This window comes from Segatella copri (assembly GCF_024330485.1).
In the GTDB taxonomy this organism is placed as follows: Bacteria; Bacteroidota; Bacteroidia; order Bacteroidales; family Bacteroidaceae; genus Prevotella; species Prevotella copri_L.
In genome coordinates this window covers 1-26,569 of the sequence record NZ_JANDWX010000022.1, presented here as the reverse complement: position 1 = coordinate 26,569, position 26,569 = coordinate 1, and the positions used below count along the sequence as shown (strand labels likewise).

General features: G+C 44.7%; 19 protein-coding genes and 1 pseudogene. 16 read left to right on the top strand and 4 right to left on the bottom strand.

The features are described 5' to 3' along the window. Window positions 1-35: 35 nt before the first annotated feature. A complete protein-coding gene (locus NNC77_RS11690) occupies window positions 36-1,013 on the bottom strand; it encodes a polyprenyl synthetase family protein (protein WP_117729278.1) in 978 nt (325 codons plus the stop codon). Window positions 1,014-1,120: 107 nt separating this feature from the next. Here NNC77_RS11690 and polA point away from each other — a divergent pair, with 107 nt between their 5' ends. The 8 genes from polA to lgt all read left to right on the top strand — a co-directional run bounded on the left by polA (window position 1,121) and on the right by lgt (window position 9,358). Next, window positions 1,121-3,883 carry a DNA polymerase I gene (polA, locus tag NNC77_RS11685; RefSeq protein WP_254971348.1) on the top strand — a complete coding sequence of 921 codons (2,763 nt, stop codon included), beginning with the start codon at window positions 1,121-1,123 and terminating at the stop codon, window positions 3,881-3,883. A gap of 361 nt (window positions 3,884-4,244) precedes the next feature. Then, entirely contained in the window at window positions 4,245-4,409 is a 165-nt protein-coding gene (gene rd, locus NNC77_RS11680; RefSeq protein ID WP_022120120.1) for a rubredoxin, read from the top strand. 106 nt (window positions 4,410-4,515) lie between these two features. Then, complete coding sequence (locus NNC77_RS11675; RefSeq protein WP_022120121.1) at window positions 4,516-4,905, top strand: desulfoferrodoxin; 390 nt, start codon at window positions 4,516-4,518, stop codon at window positions 4,903-4,905. 683 nt (window positions 4,906-5,588) lie between these two features. Beyond that, window positions 5,589-5,783 carry a hypothetical protein gene (locus NNC77_RS11670; protein ID WP_181976486.1) on the top strand — a complete coding sequence of 65 codons (195 nt, stop codon included), beginning with the start codon at window positions 5,589-5,591 and terminating at the stop codon, window positions 5,781-5,783. A 163-nt stretch (window positions 5,784-5,946) separates the two neighbouring features. Continuing rightward, window positions 5,947-6,288, top strand: a complete 342-nt coding sequence (locus NNC77_RS11665) for a hypothetical protein (protein ID WP_022120128.1) — start codon at window positions 5,947-5,949, stop codon at window positions 6,286-6,288. Window positions 6,289-6,392: 104 nt separating this feature from the next. Then, complete coding sequence (dinD, locus tag NNC77_RS11660) at window positions 6,393-7,229, top strand: DNA damage-inducible protein D (protein ID WP_217326530.1); 837 nt, start codon at window positions 6,393-6,395, stop codon at window positions 7,227-7,229. 143 nt (window positions 7,230-7,372) lie between these two features. Next, complete coding sequence (gene ychF / locus NNC77_RS11655) at window positions 7,373-8,476, top strand: redox-regulated ATPase YchF (protein ID WP_022120130.1); 1,104 nt, start codon at window positions 7,373-7,375, stop codon at window positions 8,474-8,476. A gap of 18 nt (window positions 8,477-8,494) precedes the next feature. Beyond that, window positions 8,495-9,358 (top strand): prolipoprotein diacylglyceryl transferase, encoded by an 864-nt coding sequence (gene lgt, locus NNC77_RS11650; protein WP_217744678.1) that lies wholly within the window; start codon window positions 8,495-8,497, stop codon window positions 9,356-9,358. A gap of 80 nt (window positions 9,359-9,438) precedes the next feature. On the opposite strand, the gene mutS is transcribed toward lgt, so the two are convergent. After that, window positions 9,439-12,102 (bottom strand): DNA mismatch repair protein MutS, encoded by a 2,664-nt coding sequence (gene mutS, locus NNC77_RS11645; protein ID WP_006848893.1) that lies wholly within the window; start codon window positions 12,100-12,102, stop codon window positions 9,439-9,441. Window positions 12,103-12,226: 124 nt separating this feature from the next. Between mutS and NNC77_RS11640 the strand changes: the two genes are divergently transcribed. Next, window positions 12,227-14,089, top strand: a complete 1,863-nt coding sequence (locus NNC77_RS11640) for a calcineurin-like phosphoesterase C-terminal domain-containing protein (protein WP_254971663.1) — start codon at window positions 12,227-12,229, stop codon at window positions 14,087-14,089. A gap of 47 nt (window positions 14,090-14,136) precedes the next feature. On the opposite strand, the gene cysS is transcribed toward NNC77_RS11640, so the two are convergent. After that, entirely contained in the window at window positions 14,137-15,627 is a 1,491-nt protein-coding gene (cysS, locus tag NNC77_RS11635; RefSeq protein ID WP_117695079.1) for a cysteine--tRNA ligase, read from the bottom strand. A gap of 110 nt (window positions 15,628-15,737) precedes the next feature. Further along, the gene (locus NNC77_RS11630; RefSeq protein ID WP_119228660.1) at window positions 15,738-17,153 is read right to left on the bottom strand and encodes an AAA family ATPase; all 1,416 of its coding nucleotides are present in this window, start codon (window positions 17,151-17,153) and stop codon (window positions 15,738-15,740) included. A 338-nt stretch (window positions 17,154-17,491) separates the two neighbouring features. Between NNC77_RS11630 and NNC77_RS11625 the strand changes: the two genes are divergently transcribed. The 7 genes and pseudogenes from NNC77_RS11625 to NNC77_RS16780 form a co-directional block, all read left to right on the top strand. After that, entirely contained in the window at window positions 17,492-18,256 is a 765-nt protein-coding gene (locus NNC77_RS11625; RefSeq protein WP_254971664.1) for a response regulator transcription factor, read from the top strand. A gap of 127 nt (window positions 18,257-18,383) precedes the next feature. After that, window positions 18,384-19,130, top strand: a complete 747-nt coding sequence (locus NNC77_RS11620; protein ID WP_254971666.1) for a DUF1349 domain-containing protein — start codon at window positions 18,384-18,386, stop codon at window positions 19,128-19,130. Window positions 19,131-19,292: 162 nt separating this feature from the next. Beyond that, on the top strand, window positions 19,293-19,937 hold the full coding sequence (locus NNC77_RS11615) for a DUF1349 domain-containing protein (RefSeq protein WP_218416958.1): 645 nt from the start codon (window positions 19,293-19,295) through the stop codon (window positions 19,935-19,937). 277 nt (window positions 19,938-20,214) lie between these two features. After that, a complete protein-coding gene (locus tag NNC77_RS11610) occupies window positions 20,215-22,359 on the top strand; it encodes a glycoside hydrolase family 97 protein (RefSeq protein ID WP_234564794.1) in 2,145 nt (714 codons plus the stop codon). A gap of 103 nt (window positions 22,360-22,462) precedes the next feature. Then, window positions 22,463-23,656, top strand: a complete 1,194-nt coding sequence (locus NNC77_RS11605) for an MFS transporter (protein WP_234564793.1) — start codon at window positions 22,463-22,465, stop codon at window positions 23,654-23,656. Window positions 23,657-23,926: 270 nt separating this feature from the next. Next, window positions 23,927-25,432: an acetyl-CoA hydrolase/transferase C-terminal domain-containing protein gene (locus tag NNC77_RS11600; protein ID WP_153138302.1), complete on the top strand. Its 1,506-nt coding sequence runs from the start codon at window positions 23,927-23,929 to the stop codon at window positions 25,430-25,432. 810 nt (window positions 25,433-26,242) lie between these two features. After that, window positions 26,243-26,437 (top strand): annotated as a pseudogene (locus NNC77_RS16780) (Rpn family recombination-promoting nuclease/putative transposase); the annotation flags it as partial. Window positions 26,438-26,569 lie beyond the last annotated feature (132 nt).

The following is a 26,569-nucleotide window of genomic DNA, read 5'->3' as shown; positions in this document are numbered from 1 at the left end:
GGGTTGATTCTCGCTGAGAACCAACCCTTTTTATATTAAGCTTTTCTTTCAATCACAAAATCCAGGTAAGCCTTCAAGGCATTGTAAATATCCTTATCCTCCACATAAGTATCGAGGAAATTCATGGCTTCGGCATGGAAATCCCACATGCGCTTATCCGCATATTCAATACCTCCGTTTGCCTTTGTAAATGCCACTAACTGAGCTATTTCATCAGCCGTCACAGTATGAGCCTTTACCTTTCTGGCAAGCTTCATCATCTCCTCATCACCGGTAGACTTCAAAGCATATATTACAGGCAAAGTCAGTTTTCCTTCAACCATATCATTACCAGTAGGTTTACCTATCTCCTTGGAATCATAATAATCAAAGATATCATCACGAATCTGGAAGATAATGCCCAGGTTCTGTCCGAAACGCTTCGCCTCTTCAATCTGCAGTTCTGAAGCATTGGCAGACATCGCTCCGATACCGGCGCAAGCCTCAAAGAGAGCAGCCGTTTTCTGCTTAATCACCTGATAATAAATATCTTCCGATATCTCTTCATTACTGATACTGTTGAGCTGAAGAATCTCACCATTAGACAGGATACGTCCCAACTCAGCAAGATAACGCACGATTTCCTCTGAATGCGAATAAGATACATGAAGCAAGGCAGTGGAAAGAATGAAATCGCCCACAAGCACAGCCACCTTATTATTATAAGTAGCATTCACGCTAGCCTGTCCGCGGCGCTCCCCACTCTCATCAACCACATCATCATGTACCAGCGAAGCGGTATGAAGAAGCTCCAGACCTACCGCAGAATGCTGGGTAACACTGGAAACCTTTCCAAAATTACGTGCCATCAACAAGATGAGTATAGGGCGCATACGTTTTCCAGCGCGCTGACGGATGTGGTCGAGCACCTGGGAAAGGAGGCCATCGCTATGCATGAGAGACTTGTTGAACAAATCTATAAAATCTGCTAATTCTGCCTCTATAGGCAGCTTGATAAGTGATAAATAGTCCATTATATGTGAGTAAATCTACTTAATTTCTGAAATTTGTTACAAAATTAATCAATTCTTCTTGAAATATCGCATTTTTTTAGTAATTTTACACCACAAAAATGAATATTATGGATAAATTGTTCCTTTTAGACGCGTATGCGCTCATTTATAGGTCGTATTACGCCTTTATGAAAGCCCCTCGAATCAATTCGAAGGGACTCAATACTTCGTGTGTAATGGGGTTCTGCAATACCCTCAACGAGATACTTACCAAGGAGAAACCTACCCATATAGCGGTAGCTTTCGACCATGGCAAGACCTTCCGTCATGAGGCTTTCCCGGCATATAAAGCTCAACGAGAAGAGACACCGGAAGACATCAAACTCTCTGTGCCTATCATCAAAAATATCCTGGAGGCATATCATATCCCTATCCTTCAGGTAGATGGTTTCGAGGCGGATGATATCATTGGAACAGTTGCCTTGAAGGCAGGTGAAAAGGGGATGGAAACCTACATGCTCACACCCGATAAGGATTACGCACAACTGGTTCGTAACAATGTTTTCATGTTCCGTCCTCGTCATGGCGGTGGATACGAAAAGTTGGGCGTACAGGAAATTGAAGAGAAATACAGCATCACTTCCCCACTCCAGGTTATCGACCTTCTTGCTCTGATGGGTGACTCAGCTGATAACTTCCCAGGCTGTCCGGGCGTGGGAGAAAAGACAGCCATCAAACTTATCAACGAGTTCGGTAGTGTAGAAGGTCTTATCGAGAACTCTTCTCAAGTGAAAGGCAAGCTCCGCGAAAAAGTGGAGGGTGCTGTAGAAGATATCAGGATGTCAAAGTTCCTGGCAACCATACGAACCGATGTTCCGGTAGAGATCAAGATGGAAGATTTGAAACGGGTAGAGCCAGACAACACAAAATTGGATGAAATCTTCACCGAGTTGGAGTTTAAGTCGTTTGCCAACCGAGTTCTTAACAAACCTAAAAAGGTGCAAACAAAGTCTACAGGAGAGCTCGATTTATTTGGCGCACAGCCTGCCGATGGTAAGGAAGAGTCAAAAAACGCGAGTTTTGAGACCCTTAAAACGACCTCTCATTCATACAAACTAATTGATACAGAAGAAGATGCAAAGAAACTTTGTGACTATTTATTGACATTCAATATTCTCAGTCTAGACACAGAGACCACATCTACTGCTGCTATTGATGCAGAATTGGTGGGTTTGAGCTTTGCCGTGAAGGAAAAAGAGGCTTTCTACGTAGCAATTCCGGCAAATCGTGAAGAAGCCTTAAAAATCGTAAACATCTTCAAACCTCTCTACGAGAACCCGGAAATCCTGAAAGTGGGGCAGAACATCAAATACGATTACGAGGTGTTGATGAACTACGGCATAGAGATTCAGGGCAAGATGTTCGATACGATGCTCGCCCACTATCTCATCCAGCCAGAACTCTACCACAACATGGATTACTTGGCAGAAGTATTCCTCAACTATCAGACCATCCACATCGAAGAACTGATTGGTCCGAAGGGAAAGAACCAGAAGTCGATGCGCGATCTCGCCCCATCAGACATTTACGAATATGCTGCCGAAGATGCCGACATCACCTTGAGATTGAAAAATGTGCTCGAACCAAGACTCAAAGAGATAGATTGTGAAGATCTGTTCTGGAATGTAGAAATGCCGCTTGTACCTGTTTTAGCCCACATGGAGATGACGGGAGTATGCATCGACACCGATACCCTGAAGGAAACATCCGAGAAACTCACCAACCGCCTCAATGAGATAGAACATCATATCTATGAGTTGGCAGGCGAATCGTTCAATATCGCTTCCCCACGCCAGGTTGGAGAAATACTCTTCGGAAAGATGAAGATTGTGGAGAAGCCTAAGAAGACGAAGACGGGCCAGTACGTAACAAGCGAAGAAGTTCTTCAGCAGCTGCGCAGCAAGAGTCCAATCATCGATGAGATACTGAACTACAGAGGTTTAAAGAAACTTTTGGGAACCTATATAGATGCCCTTCCAAAGCTTATCAACTCTCGCACCGGGCACATTCATGCCTCTTTCAACCAAGCCATCACAGCCACAGGACGTCTTTCTTCAAGTGATCCAAACCTGCAGAATATTCCTGTACGCGATGACGATGGCAAGGAGATACGCAGATGCTTCATCCCAGAACCAGGCTGCCTGTTCTTCTCTGCCGACTATTCACAGATAGAACTTCGCATCATGGCACACCTGAGCCAGGATCCAAACATGGTAGAAGCATTCCGTGAAGGCTCTGATATTCATGCAGCTACAGCTGCCAAGATTTGGCACGAAGACATCAAAGAAGTAACAGATGCACAGCGCAAGAAGGCAAAAACTGCCAACTTCGGCATCATCTACGGCATCACGACCTTCGGTCTTGCCCAACGCATGAACATCGAAAACCGAGAGGCAAAGCAGATCATAGAAGACTACTTCCGCACCTTCCCTGGTGTTCAGGCTTACATGGAGAAGGCAAAGGAAATGGCAAGAGAGAAAGGCTATGCCGAAACCCTCTTCCACCGCCGTCGCTACCTGCCAGACATCAACAGCAAGAATGGTACTGTAAGAGGATTTGCCGAGCGCAATGCCATCAATGCCCCTATCCAGGGCTCTGAGGCAGACATCATCAAAGTGGCTATGATCCGCATCTTCAACCGATTCAGAGCAGAAGGCATCAGGAGCAAGATGATTATCCAGGTGCATGACGAACTCAATTTCTCCGTATATCCGGAAGAGAAAGAAAAGGTAGAGAAGATTGTGGTAGAAGAGATGCAGAACGCCTACCAGCTCAGTGTGCCTCTGGTTGCTGATGCCGGATGGGGAAACAACTGGCTAGAAGCACATTAGAAAAACCAGAAAGCGGCCGCAGAAACCGCAAGGCAACTTAAAAACAAAGAAGCTCGCAAGATACCAAACGTTCATCTTGCGAGCTTTTCTTTTTCGAGATGTTTCACATGAAACAATTAAATCTTCTATCAAAACACTACTAAAAAGACAAATAACTCCTTTATTCACAAGTACATCTAGAAATCTTTGTTTATTTAGATTAAAAAGGATAATAAAATTATAATATTTTCAAATTTATTTGGTTCTTACAGAAATAAAGTGTATATTTGCATTGTAAATCAGAAAGATATGCAAACGCACCTGTCTGATTAAAAGTGAATAGATAACACTAATCAATCAAATTAAGAAAGAAAGGAACATTATGAAGAAATATGTTTGCGACGTGTGTGGTTGGATTTATGATCCAGAAGTAGGTGATCCAGAGGGCGGCATCGCTCCAGGTACAGCATTCGAAGACATCCCTGATGATTGGGTTTGCCCTCTTTGCGGAGTAGGCAAGGAAGATTTCAGCCCTGTAGAGGAATAAGGCTCTTTTGGAGGAATCACCCGAAGGAAATCCTCACAAAGGAATCATCTGAATGAAATGCCTGATATTCAGGCAACACATTCATAAAATAATAGGAGGAACCATTATGACAAAAGTTAGAGAAATCTACCGCTGCCAGATTTGTGGCAATGTAGTAGAAGTTGTAAACCCAGGAGCCGTGCTCAGTTGCTGTGGCGAGCCGATGAAGCTGATGAAGGAAAACACCAGTGATGGCGCAAAAGAGAAGCACGTGCCTGTGATAGAACCTATTGAGGGCGGCTATCGCGTAACAGTAGGAAGTGTGGAGCATCCGATGCTTCCAGAGCATTACATCCAATGGATAGAATTGCTCACCCCTACCGATGTGCTTCGTCACGAGTTGAAGCCAGGCGAAAAGCCTGAAGCTATCTTCCTGACCAACGCAGAAGCCAAGGATGTTACGGCTCGAGAATACTGCAACCTTCACGGATTGTGGAAGGGGGTAATCGAAGGATAAAAACCATCATACTAACAAAAGGTCTCATGTTGTCTTCCCAATGTAGGGAATATGACATGAGACCTTTTTAACTTTATTTACATCTCGTTTCTACCACAGTAACTACTCATGCCCATAGGGGTGCTGAGCAAAATGATCACCATAATTCTAAGAAATTCATCGCACAACAACTGAACTACGCCCGCACATCAGCTGTTATGCATGCGCACAACAGGTGATGTGCAACCGCACAACAGCTATTGTGCGGTTGCAGAAGGTATCTTTTCCAGCAACTTATCCTATCTCTTCCAGCAACTTATCCTATATATCCCAAAGACTTATGTAATATTTTCCAAACACCTCTCCCGTATATTCCAGCGTCTTCACCTATATCGTTGCACTTCCTCAAGCGTTTCTGTCGGTTTACCATCGTTGATTCTTCCCTCATCTATGATTTTTAGTTAATTTCCCACGATTTCTTCGTATCTTTCATTTATAATGTGTAACTTTGCATCAAATATATTTAAACGTTTTAAATAAAGCAACATAACAATGGCAAAGAACAATAAGCAGACAGTTGGTCAAAACGGCAACAGCGCCAAGAAGACCACCAGGAAAAAAAAGAAGAGATTTCCATCCAGCAGCAAACGAATTCATCTTCGAACAGAGAATCCGTCACTAATCGCTCAAATCAGCCAAAGGATTTGGTAGCCCAAGGAATATCTTTCCTCTCAGGCTTAGCAGAGACCTTGAAGTCGCCAGAAGCCACTGCCCAACTGGTTGATTCCATCGTTGAGAAAGACGAGCAGACAGGCGAAACCTCCATCAAGATTCCTATAGAGAGCAAAGAGACTGTCTCTAATCTCTTGAATCTCATCGGCAAGTTGTTTGCAAAATAAGTCATGGGTAAAAAGAAACATAAGCATCAAGGACATTATTGCAAGATGTGTGGAGAGTATAAATCCAACGAGTCGTTCAGTGGTAAAGGACACAGACTGCACATCTGCAAGAAATGTATATCAATAAGAAATAAGGCTAAAAAAGAAAAGAAACGTTTAGAACATGATAGAATTAACGAAGTCTCAGAAGAAAACAGCTCGCAAGCTCATTAATTTGGGCTTGCAGCGAGAGTGTGCCAAGTTCATGCAATCCACCAAAGATTTCATGAACAAGAACGCATCAGCAGAGGATGCACACGATGCATACCTCAAACTATATGATAAGGTATACCAATTCGACAAGCATATCGCTCGCCGATACGATGGGATGTCAGGAGGTAGATATTACATCACCGTATGTTACCTATACTATGACGGAGTATTGACTGACGAAGACATCCGAGAGTTTGACGATGAAATCTATAACAAGCTTAAAGAAGACAAAGAGTTTTTCCTAAAAAAATAAACAATATTCTTCCAAAAGTAAAAAATGAAAAATAACTAAAGATTTCCTTGCAGCTACCAAATAAAAAGCGTAACTTTGCCGAAATATCATAAAAATAAACGATTATGAAGGAAGAAGAAATCAAAGAATTGTTCGAGCAATTCGAAGCTATCGCCAACGAATACGAAGGCGTAGAATGTTGGAGTGCAAGAGAACTTGCACAAGTGTTAGGTTATAGCCAATGGCGTAATTTCGAAGGAATTATCGAAAAGGCAAAAGCATCATGTACCAATGCAGGGCAAGAAGTATCATATCATTTTGCTGACGTCAGCAAAATGATAAATCTTGCAAAAGGTGCTCAGCGTGAAGTCAAAGACTACATGCTGACTCGTTATGCTTGCTACCTTATTGCCCAAAATGGCGATCCACGCAAGCCACAAATCTCTTTTGCCCAAAACTACTTTGCCGTACAAACTCGCCGAGCAGAATTGGTGCAAAAGCGTTTGCTGGAATACGAACGTGTACAAGCACGTGCAAAACTTGCAGAAACAGAAAAGCGTCTCTCTGGTGTATTATATGAAAGAGGTGTGGACAGCAAAGGCTTTGCCATCATTCGCTCCTTGGGCGACAAGGCGTTGTTTAATCTCGACACGGCTCTTCTCAAACGTAAATTGGGTGCTCCCAACAGCAGGCCTCTCGCCGATTTCCTCCCTACACTCAATATCAAAGCCAAAGATTTTGCTGCAGAAATGACTTCTGTCAACGTTCAGCAAAAGGATTTACATGGTCAGCAATCTATCTGTCAAGAGCATGTCGATAATAATAAGGCTGTTCGTAATATGATGCTCCAACGTGGCATTGTGCCAGAAGATCTACCAGCAGGTGAAGACGTCAAGAAAGTAGAACGCAGATTAAAATCTGACGAAAAGACATTGACCAAAAAGAATAGCAAAAAGAAATAATATCTATCATAATTCTATAACTAGAGAAGATGTAAGGATTTCACTCGTCATCTATGATTTTTAGATAATTTTCCACTATTTCTTCGTATCTTTCATTTATAATGTGTACCTTTGCACCAAATATTTAAACGTTTAAAGATAAAATGGCATTAAAATGTGGTATTGTAGGCCTCCCAAACGTGGGTAAGTCTACACTGTTCAACTGTTTGTCTAGTGCAAAGGCACAGGCAGCTAACTTCCCTTTCTGTACTATCGAACCAAACTTGGGCGTCATCACCGTACCAGATGAGCGACTCAACAAGTTGGCAGAGATTGTTCACCCAGGACGCATCGTCCCAGCTACTTGCGAAATCGTAGATATCGCAGGTCTCGTAAAGGGTGCCAGCAAGGGCGAAGGTCTTGGTAATAAATTCTTGGGAAATATCCGTGAGTGCGATGCTATCATCCACGTAATCCGCTGCTTCGACGATGACAACATCGTTCGCGAGGGTGGCGCTAAGGTTGATCCTTTGGAGGATAAGAGCGTCATCGATACAGAGTTGCAGCTCAAGGACCTGGAAACTATCGAATCTCAGCTCACCAAGCAGAAGAAGACTGCTGCAGCAGGCAACAAGGATGCTAAGACGATGGTTACCGTTCTGGAGGCTTACAAGGCTGTTCTGGAGCAGGGAAAGAATGCTCGTGGCGTTACTTTCGAAACCAAGGAAGAGCAAAAGGTGGCTCACGACCTCTTCCTCCTCACTACCAAGCCTGTGCTCTACGTAGCCAATGTTGACGAGGCTTCTGCCAAGACCGGCAACGAGTATAGCAAGAAGGTAGAGGAAATCGCCAAGGAAGAAGGTGCTGAGTGCATGGTCATCGCTGCCAAAACAGAAGAAGACATCGCATCGCTCGAAACCTACGAGGACAAACTGATGTTCCTCGAAGAACTCGGACTGGAAGAGAGCGGCGTAAACCGACTCATCAAGAAGGCATATGCCCTGCTGAACCTCGAAACATTCATCACCGCTGGTGAGATGGAAGTCAAGGCATGGACCTATCACAAGGGCTGGAAAGCTCCTCAGTGTGCCGGCGTCATCCACACCGACTTCGAGAAGGGATTCATCCGTGCAGAGGTTATCAAGTATGATGACTATATCAAGTATGGCTCTGAGGCAGCTGTACGCGAAGCTGGTAAGCTCGGCATCGAGGGCAAGGAATACGTCGTACAGGATGGTGACATCATGCACTTCCGCTTCAATGTATAATCCTATTCTTCTACGGTTATGATAGCAAATCTGCTTAACTATATCGTATGGGACCCAGATCCTATTCTGGCTCATCTGGGTCCTATGACCATCCGCTACTACTCCACCTGCTGGATGATTGGTCTGCTGCTGGGCTATCTGCTCATGAGCAAGCTTTACAAGCAGCAGGGGCTCTCAGATGAGAAGTTCTCCCCACTGTTTCTCTACATCTTCTTCGGTGTACTGATAGGTGGCCGTTTGGGACATTGCATCTTCTATCAGCCGGAATATTTCCTCACCCAGTGGGATCACTTCATCGAGATGCTGATACCTATCCACCACATGCCAGACGGCAGTTGGAAGTTTACGGGTTATGAGGGACTGGCGAGCCACGGAGGCGTATTCGGCATGTTCGTCGGCATCTGGCTCTATTGCCGCAACATGAAGGTGAGCGGCTGGGTAGTGCTCGATAATATGGGTATCTGCTCAGGCATTACAGCCACCTTTATCCGTTTGGGCAATCTGATGAATTCAGAGATTATCGGCAAGGTAACCGATGTGCCTTGGGCATTTATCTTCGTTCGCGAAGACCAGTATCCACGCCATCCGGGTCAGCTCTACGAGGCTTTGGCATACTTCTGCTTCTTCCTCCTCATCCTCTTCATCTACAAGAAGAGAGGACCTAAGAGCGTAGGCACCGGTTTCTATTTCGGTCTTTGCCTTACTCTCATCTTCACCTTCCGTTTCTTCATCGAATATACCAAGGAGATTCAGGTAGCATTCGAGGCAGGTCTGCCTATGGATATGGGACAGATATTGAGCATTCCGCTCATCATCGCCGGTGTATGGAGCATCGCTTCCAGCACAAAGAGAGCGAAAGAAAAGAACGTAGAGGCAAAATAATATTAAACGACTTATTTTCAGATTATAAAAATCCCTCCTCGTGCAACAGCATCTGCTGCCACGGGGAGGGATTTATATTTTTATCTTCCCAGCAGAATCTTCTTGATGTCATTGAGCTTGTTCAATGCCTCTACCGGAGTGAGATTGTTCACATCCAGCCCGAGTATTTCATCACGTATCTGCGTCAGTACAGGATCATCGAGCTGGAAGAAACTGAGCTGCACACCATCCTTAGGTTCATCGATGTGCTGTACGTTCGGTTTACCGGCACCGCCAACCCCGGCATTGTCATCCTCCAACTGTTTGAGAATCACATTGGCACGGTTCACGATGCTGCGAGGCATACCGGCAATCTCTGCCACATGGATACCGAAAGAGTGCTCACTGCCTCCCGGTTCCAGTTTACGCAGGAAGATTACCTTTCCGTCCACCTCTCTCACACTCACATTGAAGTTCTTGATGCGAGGGAAGTTCTTCTCCATCTCGTTGAGCTCATGATAGTGGGTAGCAAAGAGCGTACGTGCCTGCGCCTTCTTATGTTCATGCAGATATTCCACGATAGCCCAGGCAATGGAAATACCATCGTAGGTAGAAGTACCTCTTCCCAGCTCATCAAAGAGCACCAGCGAGCGCGGAGAAACGTTGTTCAGGATGTTTGCTGCCTCGGTCATCTCTACCATGAAGGTCGATTCGCCGAGCGATATATTGTCGCTTGCACCTACACGTGTGAAGATTTTATCCACCAGTCCAACTCGGGCGCTCTCTGCGGGCACAAAACAGCCTACCTGTGCCAGCAGCACGATAAGGGCAGTCTGGCGCAGCAGAGCCGATTTACCAGCCATGTTAGGACCGGTAATCATCATGATCTGCTGTTTCTCGGTATCGAGCAGCACATCGTTAGGTACATAGCGTTCGCCCAGCGGCAGTTGGGTTTCAATCACCGGATGCCTGCCCTGCTTGATGTCGAGCACCTCAGAATCATCGACGATAGGGCGCACGTAGCGGTTCTCGTCAGATGTCTTTGCAAATGACAAAAGACAGTCCATACGGGCGATGAGGTTGGCATTGATCTGTATCTGTGGAATATACTCCTGCATGGCAGCTATCAGTTCGTTAAAGAGCTGTGCTTCCAATACCAGAATCTTCTCATCAGCACCGAGAATCTTTTCCTCATATTCCTTCAGTTCCTGGGTGATATAACGCTCTGCCTGAGCCAGCGTCTGCTTGCGTATCCACTCCTCAGGCACCTTATCCTTAAAGGTATTTCTCACCTCCAGATAGTATCCGAAAACATTATTGTAACCTACCTTCAGACTCGAAATTCCTGTCTTTTCTATCTCCCTTTCCTGTATCTTGAGCAGATAATCCTTGCCGTGGCGGCTGATGGCACGAAGGTCGTCAAGTTCAGCATTGAATCCGTCGGCTATCACGTCACCCTTATTGACCAGCTGTGGCGGATCGGGCTGTATTTCCCTGGCGATGCGGTCTTTCAGGGTCTCGCATACGTTCAGCTGCTCGCCTACCCGCTTCAGAGCCTCGTTCGTAGCATGCTGGCATGCCACCTTGATAGGCTTGATGGCTTCGAGTGCATTCTTCAACTGAACCACTTCGCGAGGCGAAACTCTACCCACGGCTACTTTGGAAATGATACGCTCCAGGTCGCTGATGCGATGCAGCTGGTCATCGAGAAGCTGACGGAATTCCGGTTCCTTGAAGAAATATTCTACGATGTCGAGGCGCTCGTTGATTGGTTTAACGTCCTTCAACGGGAAGACCAGCCAGCGTCTGAGCATACGTCCGCCCATCGCCGTTACCGTACGGTCGATGACATTCAGGAGCGAAGAACCGTCTTCCTGCATAGGGGCAACCAGTTCCAGACTGCGGATGGTAAACCTATCCATACGCACAAACTTATCTTCTTCGATACGTGAAAGGGCGGTGATATGATTAATCTGTGTATGCTGGGTAATCTCGAGATACTGCATGATGGCACCACTGGCTATCACGCCATTCTTGAGATGCTCTACACCGAAACCTTTCAGAGATTTTGTCTTGAAATGTCCCAGGAGTTTCTGCAGGGCTGTCTGTTCGGTGAAAACCCAGTCATCCAGTTCGAAGGTACAGTATTTGCTGCCGAAATATTTCTCGAAGTCATTCTTTCGGGCGCGGTCGTAGAGCACCTCTTTCGGCATGAAGTTGCCCATCAGTTTTTCTACATAGTCGTAGGTTCCCTCGCCGGTAAGAAACTCTCCGGTCGAGATATCCAGAAAGCTCACACCGCAGGCGGTCTTGCCGAAGTGTACGGCTGCCAGGAAGTTGTTCTCCTTGTAGTTCAGTACGTTATCTCCCATCGCCACACCCGGTGTAACGAGTTCGGTAATACCTCGCTTCACCATCTTGTCCATCTGGCTCAGTCCCTTCTTACCTTTTATTTCGAGTCGTTTCTTCTTCGGGTCTTCCAGCTGGTCGCATACCGCTACGCGCTTACCCGCCCTGATGAGTTTAGGCAGATAGGTATCCAGAGCATGATGAGGGAATCCTGCCATCTCAGTCGTGCCCGTAGAACCGCCATTGTTACGTCGTGTCAGCGTAATGCCGAGTATACGGGATGCCTCCACCGCATCTTCGCAGTAAGTTTCGTAGAAGTCACCGCAACGGAAGAGCAGCAGCGCTTCGGGATGTTTCGATTTCATCTCGAAAAACTGTCTCATCATCGGTGTAAGACCTTTATTATCGTTTGCCATATTCCAAGTATTTGGTACAAAGTTACGAAATATTACCCTAAGGTAAGTTACCCTAAGGTAATATTTAGAGTTTTTTAAATGAATATATGCTGCATTACCATAATAAAGCCGTACTTTTGTACTCATGAAAAAGAAACAATTATACATAGGGGTTCTGTCGGTTGCTTGCTGCGCTCTCGTAGCAATAGGCATCACCTTGCACCTGCTCTACCCCAAGAAACAGATACAGAACCTGGTGAAAACTCCACCGGTTCTCCGGCTCAAGCCACAGCCTGCTGATACGCTGAAGAAGAAACCTGTGAAGAAGATGGATTTCAATATCTCCGGAACTTTAAGAGATAAGGAAGGAAAGGGAGTGGCTGGCGTCATCGTGAGCGATGGATTCAACTGTGTGAAAACCGATGCACAGGGCAGATATAAGATGAAGCGAGACAGCCTGGCAAAATTCATATACTATTCTGTTCCAGCCGATTGCGAGGTTCCTACCCATTCTAAGACCGATCGCACGGCTTTCTTCTACCAGAAGGTTTCCAAGGGGAAGAAAACCTATAACTTCACCCTCACCCGACTGCCGGGCGGCAAGGAGATTCACTATAAGATGATTGTCATCGGCGACCCGCAGGTTACCAATGCCTACAGCCCTTACTATACTTCTCCGGATGATAATCCCATCAAGAAGAGCGATGTAGAAAGATTCACTACCCAGACGATGGCGGACATCAGGCAGACCATCAGTTCGCTGCCTGCCGGAACACCGGTCTACGGGCTCAGCATGGGCGATGATGTACAGTATTATGGCGGTTACAACGCCAAACTGGAGCGTCAGATACGCCAGGCATTGGGCTCTTCAGAGATGCGTCTCTTCTCCGTCATCGGCAATCACGACCAGGATGGCAAGGCGCTCTACCGCAGGAAATGGGAGGAGAATTTCGGTCCTACCGATTTTTCCTTCAACCGTGGCGATGTGCATTATGTCTGCATCAACAACTGCTTCTTCCATCGCGGCATGTCTTATTATTCTCCTGGAGAATTACGTGAGCGCCAGGTGAAGTGGCTGAAGCAGGATCTCGCCCTTACGCCTAAGGATATGAAGGTGGTGCTCTGCTATCATATCCCGTTCACCTTCGGCAATGCGCCTTTCAGCAAGGCGAAGCCGCTGACCAATGCCCATGAGGAGGGACACTATTCTTCTTCCCGTCTCTCGCTCCTGCTTTCTTTGCTGAAACAGTTTAAGGGCGGTTACGAACTCTTCTGCGGCCATACTCATTTTGCCTGCAACCACGAGATCAATTATCAGGGCGAGGATGTGATGGAGCATTGTCATGCTGCCGCCTGTGGCAATATATGGCAGTCGAACATCAACATCTGCGGCACCCCGAACGGATATTATGTATACAGTTTTGTGGGTACCAGCATCAGCAACTGCTATTACAAGGGGACCTTCTGGGATAAGAGCAAGCAGATGACCTTGTTCCGTGCGCAGACCGATTTCAACGGCGAGAAATACTCTAGGGATTGGCAGTTGGCAAACAACAGGAATATCCTGGTAGCCAATGTCTTCAATGCTACCAGTCATTGGCGTGTGGTAGCCGTAGAGGATGGCAAGGAATATCTGATGGGGCGCCTCAGCGGAAAGGGTCAGGATGCCTTTGCCGCAGGCTATCATCATAAGTACAGCGAGAGTGTATCTTACCGGTTCGTGAGCAAGGGCAACGGTTATCTCATCATGAACCACCTATATTATTATACTCCTAGGAATCCGAATGCCAGAATCATCATCAAGGCATCCGATCCATACGGAAATACCTATACGGCATCGAGCGATGAGGTAACGACAGAGCCTTTCGCCAACTATGCCCATTATTACGAAAAAGAGTATAAGGAATATAAGAGTAAGAAAGATAAGATGTTGCGGGATTCTATATCTGGCAGACAGAAAGATTCACTTGCTGCAAGGAAGAAAGATTCTGCAGCAGTACAAAAATAAAAAGAGAGGGTGCGTCATAAATTGATGATGCACCCTCTTTTTAAATATTATTTGTTCAGTTTCCAGGTAACACCATCTTTGGTGTCCTTTACCTCGAAGCCGGCTTCAGCCAGGGCATCGCGAATCTGGTCGCTGGTAGCCCAATCCTTATCAGCCTTAGCCTTGGCACGCAGGTTGAGAACCATATCCACTACCTTGCCATAAGCCTCTTCACGAGCATCATTGTTGGCTCCCTTCTCACTCTTCAGACCGAGCAGGTCGAAAGTGAAGAGATGCATGGTGTCTGAAAGCTCCTTCAGGTCTTCAGCAGAGATGTTTGCCTTGTGGTCGAGGGCTGTATTGATTACGTGGCAAGCCTCGAAGAGATAGCTGATAACGAGCTGAGTCTGGAAGTCATCGTTCATCGCATCGTAGCAGCGCTGGCGCAACTCGCTTACAAACTTCTTCACCTGCTCATCGCTCTGCTTAGCCACAGGCACACGCTCCAGGTCGTTCAAACCATTCATCAGGCGCTCCAATCCCTTCTGGCTAGCCTTCAATGCATCGTTAGAGAAATCTACAGTGCTGCGGTAGTGAGCGGAGAGGATGAAGAAACGGATGGTCATTGGCGAATAAGCCTGCTCCAAACTGTCGTGATTGCCTGTGAAGAACTGCTCCAGGGTGATGAAGTTGCCAAGACTCTTACCCATCTTCTGACCGTTGATGGTAATCATATTGTTGTGCATCCAGTAACGAACCATCTGGTCGCCCTGAGAAGCCACAGCCTGCGCAATCTCGCACTCGTGGTGAGGGAAAATCAAATCCATGCCACCACCGTGAATATCGAAGTGGCTGCCCAAGTACTTGCGTCCCATCGCAGTACACTCGCAGTGCCATCCTGGGAATCCATCACTCCAAGGACTAGGCCAGCGCATGATATGCTCTGGTGAAGCCTTCTTCCAGAGGGCGAAGTCAGCCTGGTTCTTCTTCTCGCCGATACCAGCCAGCTCGCGGCTCTCGTTGATTACGTTCTCCAGGTTACGTCCGGAGAGGATACCGTACTTATGATCCTTGTTATACTTCTCGATGTCGAAGTAGATAGAGCCGTTACTCTCGTAGGCATAGCCATTGTCCAGGATTTCCTGAACCAGTTTCTCCTGTTCGATGATATGGCCTGTGGCATGAGGCTCAATGCTAGGAGGGAGTACGTTCAGCGCCTCCATGGCATCGTGGTAGCGGTTGGTGTAGTACTGCGCAATTTCCATTGGCTCCAACTGCTCCAGGCGAGCCTTCTTCTCAATCTTGTCATCGCCTTCATCTGCATCGTGCTCCAGGTGGCCCACGTCGGTAATGTTTCTAACGTAGCGAACCTTATAGCCCAGGTGCTTGAGATAGCGGAAGAGTATATCGAATGTGATGGCTGGTCGTGCATGACCGAGATGCGGATCGCCATACACGGTAGGGCCACAAACATACATGCCCACGTTAGGAGCGTGGAGCGGAGTGAATCTCTCTTTCGTACGAGTGAGAGTGTTGTAAATCAGTAATTTCTGTTCCATCTTGTATGAACCTTTCTTTTATATTATTTATATTTGTCTGCAAAGTTAACTCATTTTTCTGATATATCCGACAAATCATTCGCAAAATGTTATTAAATTCCTCGAAAATATCAATGGAACAGATCTTCCATGGTCAATTCTCTCTGTATGATACTGCTATACTGATTTTTTGCCAAACCATAAGTGGTAAGCATAACCTGCTGGCAACTCTTGCGAGTCTTTGTCTCCTGTTCAAAGATCCATTGGCGATTTTGTAGCGTTTCGGCATATTGCTTATCTATTGTATAAGGCCGGGTAGAGAACTTGATTTCGCAGAGGTTTACGATATGGTCAGCTCTATCCAGCACCAGGTCTATCTGAGCTTTTTGCTCCTTGCCCTTGCTGAACCATCCCGAAGTAGATACAGCCATGCCACTGATTCCCATCGCCATCTTGATTTGCTCCACATGAGCCAGGCAAACCTGCTCAAAGGCATAACCTGCCCATGAGTTTATCTTTGGTGTGCCCAGATGATGCTGCCAAAACTGCTTGTCGTTGTTCTTGCCATCCTGCAGGAAATGAAAATAGAATAAGGTGTATGCATCAGTAAGTTGATACATCTCGTCGCGCTTCTTCTGTCCGAACGAGGTATAGCGGCGAATGAAGTCACTTTGTTCCAGTTCATCCAATACTCTAGTCGCACTCCCCGCATTTGGCAAGCCTGTGGCTTCCAGTATCTCATTGCGAGTCAATCCCTTGCTCTTTGCAGCCATGGCTTTTACTATCAGTAAGTGGTTGTCTGCATTGCGGAACATGGCTTGATACAGATTCTCGTATTCTCGATGGAGTTGACCATCGGGATGAAACAATAACTCATCGATGTTCTGCGCCAAGCTCTTGGTTGATTCCAGCATGCTGAGATAATAAGGCACACCGCCAAACACCATGTAGCTTATTACTTGGTCGTAATGGTTCATGGCAATCTTTTTATCCTTATAAAACTCTTCGCACTCTCGGAGGGTAAAAGGATGCAAATGAATGCGACGATTCACTCGACCATATAATCCACCATGATTGTTGAAAACCTTGTTGATAATCCACGAAGTGGCTGAGCTACAGCAAACTAGCAAAATATCCGTTCTTGCCGAAGCCCAACTGTTCCAAAACCATTCCAAGGCGGTAAGAAAAGAGCCGTCCACTCCATTCATCCATGATAATTCATCAAGGAACACCACTTTCTTCTGCTCCTTGGATGCTTCCAGTATCTTGATGAGCGCATCGAATGCCTCTAGCCAGGTCTTTGGCAGAGCAAGGGGTGCATCAGAATATTTGCAAAGCGCATGGTAGAAATACATGAGCTGTACATCCTTATTTTCCTGGTTGACACCTGTGGCATAAAATGCCAACTTGTCGTCAAAGGCCTCTCTTACAAGAAAAGTCTTGCCTACGCGACGGCGACCATATACGACAACAAACAGCGATTCCTCTGCTTTGTATGCCTCTTCGAGCTGTTGTAGCTCACGTTTCCTTCCTATTATCTTTGTCATATATTATATAGTGAATGGGTTAAACAACCTGCTTATTTTGGCTGCAAATATACAAAAAATACCACTTAAAGCCAAACGAATTGATAAGAAAGTGGCTCTAAGTGGTAATTTTAACATATTTAGAGCCAAAAAGGTATTATATAAACTTATATAAAGCTTGTCATAAGTTGTTCAAGTGGGTTAAGCAACATTTAATGATAACCAACTCTATTTCGACTTCATGTTCAATTAATATATTTTAAGAGAAGCTTGTGATCTAAATCAATTATTATTAGTAATTTTGCAACAAAATTTAAATGGCACTACTCCGTAATGGTGCGAATAGATATCAATTCAGAATGAAGCAAGAAAATGAACTAAAATCGCTTTTGACAGATCAAGAGTTTGAAGCCTCGGATAACAGGGAACTATTACTCGCTCAAGCAAAAGCGTGTGCAAATGGTTATGCATTAGCAACAGAAGGCATAGCAGTTGTATCAGATTTTCAAAATAAAGAATGCCATATTTATTCTGGAAGATTCGGTCAAACTATAATGAATCTTCCAGAATATATGGTAGATCGTAATTCTGCCTTTGAGGACATCGTATTCTGTCATGCAAAAGAAGACGAACTTATTGAACGTCATGTACTGGAACTTCGTTTCTTCAACTTTATAAAAGAACGTTCAATAAAAGAAAAGACAAATTTTTCAGCTTCATGTATCCTTAATTTTTACCGGGCCGGAGACAATGAAAAAGTCAAGATACTCCATACAACGAGATATTTCAGCTGTAGTGCCAACGGTAGTGTTTTACTCGGTCTATGCACTTACATCCCGTACCCTATTTCCCATAACCGACAAGATGGAATAATTGTTAATCTATTGACCGGGGAAACGGTTGGACGAGACATATACGAAGCGAGTGACCGTAAAATTCTTAGCCGCCGACAACTTGAAATACTGTCATTGATAGCTAAAGGAGTACCAAGCAAACAAATTGCCGACAAGTTAAACATATCCATTTATACGGTTAATCGCCATCGTCAGGATATTTTAGCATCGTTAAAAGTGGCCAATACCGCAGCCGCAGTAGAAATTGCATTAAGAATGAACCTTATTTAATGTGCATGCCTGATTCGAAAATTGGTTAGAAATCAGTATTGCACATATCGTAAATTTTCTCTAATTTTGCAACCGCAAATAAATCACAAGAAAGTTGCAATATAATAAACATCAAATCAATGTTACAATGAGAAAATTAGTATTTATCGCAATCATAGCAAGTCTTGCTATGACTGGATGCATCCAGAAAGAGTCAGAGAAAAAAGAAGGAAGTTCTGACAAGAAAGTCTTAACGGAAAACGTTAAACTCGCTACCTGCAATATCAATGTAGGAGGAATCCGTTTTACAAAGTCTAAAAACGGCGGAGAGAATGGTATCACACTTCTTGGCGACACTCTCAAGTTTGTGGCCGGTCCCCAAACTGATTATTTCCGCTCCCCGGATGGAAGCGTTGTCAATAGCTCTGCAGTCATTTTTACAGAAGTTGACAACACTAAGCCTTTCACTTTTACGGCTAAAGTACAGCCGAACTTCACCAAAACTGGAACATATTCGGCAGGTGTGTTATACGCATACGAGAATGACACTCATTGTCAAAAACTGTGTTTCGAACAGGATGAATATGGTGTTCACCGCGTGGTGTCAGTTCGCACAATAGGCACTTCTGATGACAATAATCATCAGGCGATTATCGGTCCGTATGTTTATATGAGATTATCATCCGATGGCACTACTCTTGGCAGTTATTTTTCAGAAGATGGGAATATATGGCACATGGCTCGTCTCTACAAGAATGATTTTCCGAAAAAACTGCTTCTTGGCCTAAGTTCCCAAAGTCCTAAAGACGATGCACACACCTGCTATTTTACGGAAGTGTCGCTTAAGCAAGAGGCTGTTGCCAATTTTCGCATAGGTAAACTCGACGGGGAATAAACACCATGCCTCAGCACTATTATCAGATTTTAACAAACATATTAAACATTTCGACAAATGAAGAGAAATCAATTTTTCATAGCATTGTCGCTGCTTGCATGCACTCTGCTGTCATGTCAAAATGAGAAAAAACAACAATCATCAATAGCAAATAAATCGAATATGGAAAAAAATGATACAATCTTAAAGCCATTTGTGGCTGAAAACTTGTTTTGGATTCGTGAGCCCAAACAATACACTATCACGGACTCTTTGATTACAATCGTTTCAGAACCTCACACAGACTTGTGGCAGCGCACCTATTATGGGTTCAGCAACGACAATGCTCCGGTGCTGCAAATGAAAACCTCCAACAAGTTCTTTTCTTTTACTGTAAAGACATCGTTCAACAGTTCGGCCCTGTTCGACCAGTGCGGTATCGCAATCTATCTTGACAGTGACAATTGGATGAAGGCGTCAATCGAATACGAGAACGAGGAATACCAGAGATTGGGCAGTGTGGTGACAAACAACGGATATTCCGACTGGGCTACGCATGATATTCCATCTTCCATAAAGGAAATGTGGTATCGCCTTAGCCGTCGGGGAAGCGACTATTATATAGAGACAAGTCCTGACGGTACCACTTTCCACCAGATGCGTACATTCCATTTGGATAAGGGTGATGGGGAAATCTCGTTCGGAATATATGCGGCAAGCCCGGTTGACCATTCATTCACCGCACAGTTCTCTGAAATGGAAGTCGGCGAGTGTAAATGGCAATCATGGTCAGCGGAAGATACAGGATTCAAACAGACAACGAAATAATACGAACAGCATACAAGAAACTGTTCTTTCGTTATGACACCATTGAATCTGAAATAATTCTATATGATAATCAACGAACTATATTTTATTTATTCAAGTTTCGCAAGTGAGGGAATTGATTGAAGTTAAAGAAGTTATCACTCCCTACGGTCGTTCGGGAAGTTAAGAGACAATAGTCTTCTAGCTTAAAATGTAGGACATTTGTCCCTTAACTTCCTTCTAACTTCCCTAACTTCACTTAACTTCCCCACATGCGAAAGTTCAGTTATTTACTTTTATGAAAAGAGCAATACTATTTACCATCATTATTTTACAGTTATCGGCGTCTTATGCCCAAAAGATTTTATCTCCTTCAGGTATTATAGACGTAAACTTTGAATTGACCGAAAGAGGTGTTCCAACCTATTATGTAGGCTATAAAAACAAACCTGTTGTCAAGCCCAGTCGTTTAGGATTGGAACTGAATGGGCAACCCGATCTTATGGATGGTTTTGAGGTCGTAAAGACCTCTACCTCCTCTTTCGACGAAATATGGCAGCCGGTATGGGGAGAAGTAAAAAACATTCGCAATCACTACAACGAACTGCTGATAGAACTCCGGCAGCCAAAGACCGACCGATATATGAACATTCGCTTTCGAGTTTACGACGATGGTTTGGGCCTGCGCTACGAGTTCCCAAGCCAAAAGGAATTGATCTATTTCATTGTCAAAGAAGAACATACCCAATTTGCTATGACGGGTAATCATACAGCCTGGTGGATTCCTGGAGATTACGACACACAAGAATATGACTATACAGAAAGCCGCTTGTCAGAAATTCGCAGGTTAATGCCAGAGGCCTATACGGACAATTTATCACAAACAAAATTCTCTGATACAGGGGTACAGACCTCTTTACAAATGAAGACTGATGATGGGCTTTATATTAACCTGCACGAGGCTGCTTTAGTCGATTATTCATGCATGCATCTAAACCTGGATGATAAGAACTTGGTTTTCGAATCCTGGTTAACACCCGATGCACAGGGGAACAAAGGAAGACTGCAAGCGCCTTGCCATAGTCCTTGGCGAACGATTATGGTCAGCGATGATGCTCGTGACATCTTATCTTCAAAGCTTATCCTGAATTTGAACGAGCCATGCAAATTGGAGGATACTTCTTGGATCAAACCAGTGAAATATATCGGTGTATGGTGGGAAATGATTGCCGGAAACCGCCCTTGGGCTTATACATGGGATTACCCTTCCGTTAAACTGGGTGAGACGGACTATTCAAAAGCAAAACCTAACGGACAACATCCTGCCAACACCCAAAATGTGAAAAAATATATAGACTTTGCCGCAACCCACGGTTTCGATCAAGTATTGGTAGAAGGCTGGAACATCGGATGGGAGGATTGGTTCGGGAAAATGAAAGACTATGTCTTTGACTTTATGACTCCTTATCCGGATTTTGACCTACCGGGGTTGAATGAGTATGCACACAATAAGAATGTTAAACTGATGATGTATCACGAAACATCTTCATCTGTGCGCAACTATGAGCGCCATATGGAAGAGGCGTATAGTCTTATGAACAAATACGGTTATAATGCGGTGAAGAGTGGATACGTTGGATATATACAACCTGCTGGCGAATACCATTATGGCCAATGGATGGTAAACCATTATCTTTATGCCATTAAGCAAGCTGCCAAGCATCATCTCATGGTCAATGCGCATGAGGCAGTACGTCCGACCGGATTATGTCGCACTTATCCCAACTTGATAAGCAATGAATCCGCTCGCGGCACAGAATATGAAGCCTTTGGAGGTAATAAACCTTTCCATACAACCATTTTGCCGTTCACACGTCTTCAGGGAGGCCCGATGGACTATACGCCAGGTATTTTCGTAATGGACCTCAGTACATGGGCTCCCAATCGTTCACACGTCAACTCCACATTGGCACGTCAACTTGCCTTATATGTCACAATGTACAGTCCATTACAAATGGCGGCAGATTTGCCGGAACATTATGAGCGTTATATGGATGCGTTTCAATTCATCAAAGATGTGGCAATCGATTGGGATGATTCTAAATACCTTGAGGCGGAACCTGGACAATACATTACGGTAGCCCGTAAAGCTAAGGACACAAACAATTGGTTTGTTGGATGTACGAGTGGAGAAAAAGGGCATCAATCCGTATTGAAGTTAAACTTTCTCGATGCTGATAAAACCTATGTAGCCACCGTGTATGCCGATGCACCCGATGCCGACTACAAAACGAATCCACAGGCTTATACCATCCATAAAGGAACAGTTACTTCGAAATCTGTTTTAAAATTAAGAGCTGCTTCAGGAGGAGGTTATGCCATCAGTATCTTTGAAGTAACCAATAAATCGGATGTAGCAGGAGTAAAAAGACTTAAATTATAAACAGGCTATTGCCGAAATAACTACGAATCAAGGAATATCAAGCAGGCAAAAAATGATTGCCTGCTTGATATGACATCGCAATATATCTTAATGATCAATTAAAATGAATATACTTCATAATCAACATAAACATTTGCTTGTCGCCAATCGTGTTGCCTTTATGATAATAGGGGTTCTCGAGGCTTCGTGGGCACCGCTTGTACCATACGTCAAGAGAGCGTTTGCAATAGACGAGGGTACTCTTGGGTTACTTATGCTGTGCAGTGGCTTTGGCTCTATCTGTGCACTTCCGCTTTCCGGCTTTCTTGTAAATCATTTTGGCGCAAAGAAGGTGGTTTATGTATCGGGATTGCTGATGGCTTTCGCATTGTTAGCCATAAGTCTGCTTATAAATATATGGCTGACAAGCGTGATGCTTATGGTTTTCGGAGGTTGCACCATCACCATTGATGTTGCGGCAAACATGAATGGTGTTACCGTCGAGCGCATGACGGGACAGCATTTTATGTCTGGTTTTCATGGTGGCTATTCGTTGGGTACACTGATTGGTGCCGGAGCGATGAGCGTGCTGTTTACTTTAGGACTCATGCCTAAATGGGCTGTTGTTATTTGTATAATATTCATATTGCTGGCGCTGGTATTCGGATGTAGGGATTTGTTGCCGAAAGAAGAATTTGTGTTGTCTGACGTACCTGTTGAGAAGCCAAGAAAAAATAAATTGTATATTCCTCCTATGGTTATCGTAGTTGGATTGTTGTGCTTTATCATGTATGCCTCGGAGGGTGCTGTGATGGGCTGGTCGGCAATATTTGTCAGTCAAGAGCGTGGCGTTGACATGTCCATGGCAGGTTTCTTCTATACAGCATTTGCTGTTTCAATGACCATTATGAGGCTCTGTGGAGACAAAACCGTAAATCGATTGGGACAAAGGTTTGTTGTGGCCGGAGGAGCATTACTCATTGCTATCGGTTTCATGGTTGTAGTATTAGTTGATAGTTCCGTTGCTGCTGTCGCTGGCTTTGTGATTGTCGGCTGCGGTGCCGCCAATGTTGTTCCTCAATTGGTTTCCTTTGCGGCACATATCAAAGGAATGGCTGTACACAACATTATCAGTTTCATTAATGCCCTTGGATATTCGGGGATACTCCTCGGTCCAGTACTAATCGGATTCGTAGGGAAACATTATGGTTTACATATATCATTTATCGGAATTGCTGTTTTTGTTTTAATTGTTGCGGTTGTTTCGTCTATAATATTGAAGTCCAAACGGACTATATCGCAAACAGATATAAGCTAATAATGGCTATACAATTCCCCAAAAGGGGAAAGTAAAGAGTTTCACGCTTATAGGGCAATGTCATCCAAACTTTCGGCTATCTTTTTGCATAAAGTAAGCAATTTTTGTATATCTATTCACTATTTGTAAGTTTTTTGCCAATTAATTGCATAAAATTATCAAATTATTAGCGTATATCGAAAATAATGTGTAACTTTGCAGCCGCAAACAGTTATCAATTATCAAGAAGGCGGCTATAAGTTCCGCTAATGAGTATTAAGTTAGAAGAAAATGGCATATACAAGATTGAGTGCTGCCGAAGCGGCAGCGATGATTAACGATCAAGATACAATCGGATTGAGTGGTTTCACACCAAACGGCGTGCCTAAGGCAACCTTCCGCGAACTCTCCAAGAGAGCCGTGGCTGAGCACGAGGCGGGCAGACCTTTCCAGGTGGGCATCCTCACGGGTGCTTCTACCTCGCAGAGTATCGAAGGTGACATGGCAGCAGCCCATGCCATCAAGTTCCGTGCGCCATTTTCTACCAACAAGGACTTTAGAACTCATACCAACCTGGGCGAGATTGATTATGAGGACATGCACCTCGGCCACATGGCTGAGCGCCTGCGTCGTGGTTTCTATGGCGAAATAGACCTTGCCATCATCGAAGTTTCTGATTTGGAAGAAGGCGAAACTACCTGCAAGGCATTCCTAACCTCTGCCGGCGGCATCGTTCCTACCATCGTCCGTCTTGCCAAGAAGGTGCTCATCGAGAAGAATACCTTCCACAGTCCAGCTTCCCGCTATCTTCACGATGTATATGAGATAGCAGAATGCCCGTTCCGCACCCCTATTCCTATCATGAACGTAGGTGATAGAATAGGTAAAGAGTATGTGGAGATTGATGCCCGCAAGATAGTGGGTGTGATAGAATGCAACATTCCGGAGGAGGCACGTGCCTTCAAACCTCTCGACCCTGTGACCGAACAGATGGGACATAATGTGGCTGATTTCCTGGTCAGCGACCTGAAGAAGGGACATATTCCTCCTCAGTTCCTGCCTTTGCAGAGCGGAGTGGGCGTAACTTCCAATGCCGTTCTTGAGGCATTAGGACAGAATCCTAACGTGCCGGTATTCAGCGTTTATACCGAGGTGGTTCAGGATGCTGTAGTGAAATACATGCGCGAGGGAAGAATCAAGGATGCTTCCTGCTCTTCGCTCACCGTAACAAACGATACATTGAAAGAGGTGTATGATGATATTGATTACTTCAAGAAGCATCTCACCATCCGCCAGAGCGAGATTTCAAACTCTCCTGAGGTCATCCGCCGTCTGGGTGTCATCGCCATGAACACCGCCATTGAGTGCGATATCTACGGCAATGAGAACTCCAGCCATATCTGTGGCAGCAAGCTGATGAATGGTATCGGCGGTTCCTGCGATTACGAGCGCAATGGTTACATTTCTATCTTCACCACGCAGAGTACCACCAAGAACGGCTGCATCTCTGCCATTGTTCCTATGTGCAGTCATGTGGACAGCACCGAGCACGATGTGGATGTGATTGTTACCGAACAGGGAGTAGCCGATCTCCGTGGCAAAGGCCCATTGCGCCGTGCCAAAGAGATTATCGAAAACTGTGCCCATCCAGATTACCGTCCAATGCTCCGCGAATACTTGAAGTTTGCCGAGAAGGGCCACGAGCCACAGAGCATGCGTGCCGCCCTCGCCATGCACGATACCTTCCTGAAGAAGGGAGATATGAGATTGACAGATTTCGGAGAATATCTGAAATAAGAGAAGGCCGAAAGATTGTGAAAACCGAGAAGACAAATCTTTCATAGATGACTCAGAAAAATATTGAATTATATGATAAGCGGCATTCATATCCAAGGAATGCCGCTTATTATTTGTTATAAGCATATAAAATACTGATATAGATAGACACATTTTATTTATTAACCATAAATGTGTCTATCTATATCAGTATAAGTCAATCTATCGCAAGTGTTTCTACAATGATATGCAGTATCTGGTAATGTGTAGTGAGAATATCGTGAGGGATAACCCCAAATCGTGATGGATGATAGATGATTACATAAAACTTATTCACGAATACGGCTGCATCGGGTTACAAATATGGCTGCATCGGGTTACGAATATGACTGCATCGGGTTACGAATATGACTGCATCGGGTTAAGGATATGACTGCGTAAGCTAACGGAGACGTATCCGTAAGCTTATTGAGACGTATCCGTAGGCTTATCGAGACGTATGCATCAGCTAACTGAGACGTCTGATCTCGCTTACTGAACTACTTGAGTTGCTTGATTGAACCACTTGAGTTAGCTGACTGAACCACTTGAGTATTCTTCTTCATGTGCTTGCGTACAACCATAAAACATTTTCTGAAACTTTTCCCTGAAATCTCTTGCGGGTTTGAAAATAAAACCGTAACTTTGCGGCATGGATTTTTAATACAGTTGATTATGAAGCAGGTAGAAGAAAGATATATCAGCTTTGAAGCCAGCAAGATGGCATATCGCGACATCAAGAATTCCGTAGACACTGCCAAGCGTGAAGGTATAGCTGAGGGTATGGAAATTGGTATGGCAAAAGGTAAGCAAGAAGGTCTTGCGGAAGGTATGGAAAAAGGTATGGAGAAAGGTAGAGCAGAAGGCAAACATGAGGCCAACACAGAAACAGCACAACGATTGCTGGCGATGGGACTTTCTGCCGAACAGATAGCCAAAGCTACCCAGCTACCTTTGGAAATCATTAAGAATCTGAGCAATTCATAAACGGAGACGTAGATTGAGAGTGTAAATTAAACTGTGTCAAGCTACAATAAAAGTAGTTTAACACAGTTTTTATATTATGGACAACTTAGAAATTGATTACAAGAAAGCAGCTCAGCAGTTGCGTAGTGGTGA

Bases quoted from the DNA above. Each gene is read 5' to 3' on its own strand.
- NNC77_RS11690 (WP_117729278.1), bottom strand. From the start codon at position 1,013: ATGGACTATTTATCACTTATCAAGCTGCCTATAGAGGCAGAATTAGCA.
- polA (WP_254971348.1), top strand. From the start codon at position 1,121: ATGGATAAATTGTTCCTTTTAGACGCGTATGCGCTCATTTATAGGTCG.
- rd (WP_022120120.1), top strand. From the start codon at position 4,245: ATGAAGAAATATGTTTGCGACGTGTGTGGTTGGATTTATGATCCAGAA.
- NNC77_RS11675 (WP_022120121.1), top strand. From the start codon at position 4,516: ATGACAAAAGTTAGAGAAATCTACCGCTGCCAGATTTGTGGCAATGTA.
- NNC77_RS11665 (WP_022120128.1), top strand. From the start codon at position 5,947: ATGATAGAATTAACGAAGTCTCAGAAGAAAACAGCTCGCAAGCTCATT.
- dinD (WP_217326530.1), top strand. From the start codon at position 6,393: ATGAAGGAAGAAGAAATCAAAGAATTGTTCGAGCAATTCGAAGCTATC.
- ychF (WP_022120130.1), top strand. From the start codon at position 7,373: ATGGCATTAAAATGTGGTATTGTAGGCCTCCCAAACGTGGGTAAGTCT.
- lgt (WP_217744678.1), top strand. From the start codon at position 8,495: ATGATAGCAAATCTGCTTAACTATATCGTATGGGACCCAGATCCTATT.
- mutS (WP_006848893.1), bottom strand. From the start codon at position 12,102: ATGGCAAACGATAATAAAGGTCTTACACCGATGATGAGACAGTTTTTC.
- NNC77_RS11640 (WP_254971663.1), top strand. From the start codon at position 12,227: ATGAAAAAGAAACAATTATACATAGGGGTTCTGTCGGTTGCTTGCTGC.
- cysS (WP_117695079.1), bottom strand. From the start codon at position 15,627: ATGGAACAGAAATTACTGATTTACAACACTCTCACTCGTACGAAAGAG.
- NNC77_RS11630 (WP_119228660.1), bottom strand. From the start codon at position 17,153: ATGACAAAGATAATAGGAAGGAAACGTGAGCTACAACAGCTCGAAGAG.
- NNC77_RS11625 (WP_254971664.1), top strand. From the start codon at position 17,492: ATGAAGCAAGAAAATGAACTAAAATCGCTTTTGACAGATCAAGAGTTT.
- NNC77_RS11620 (WP_254971666.1), top strand. From the start codon at position 18,384: ATGAGAAAATTAGTATTTATCGCAATCATAGCAAGTCTTGCTATGACT.
- NNC77_RS11615 (WP_218416958.1), top strand. From the start codon at position 19,293: ATGGAAAAAAATGATACAATCTTAAAGCCATTTGTGGCTGAAAACTTG.
- NNC77_RS11610 (WP_234564794.1), top strand. From the start codon at position 20,215: ATGAAAAGAGCAATACTATTTACCATCATTATTTTACAGTTATCGGCG.
- NNC77_RS11605 (WP_234564793.1), top strand. From the start codon at position 22,463: ATGAATATACTTCATAATCAACATAAACATTTGCTTGTCGCCAATCGT.
- NNC77_RS11600 (WP_153138302.1), top strand. From the start codon at position 23,927: ATGGCATATACAAGATTGAGTGCTGCCGAAGCGGCAGCGATGATTAAC.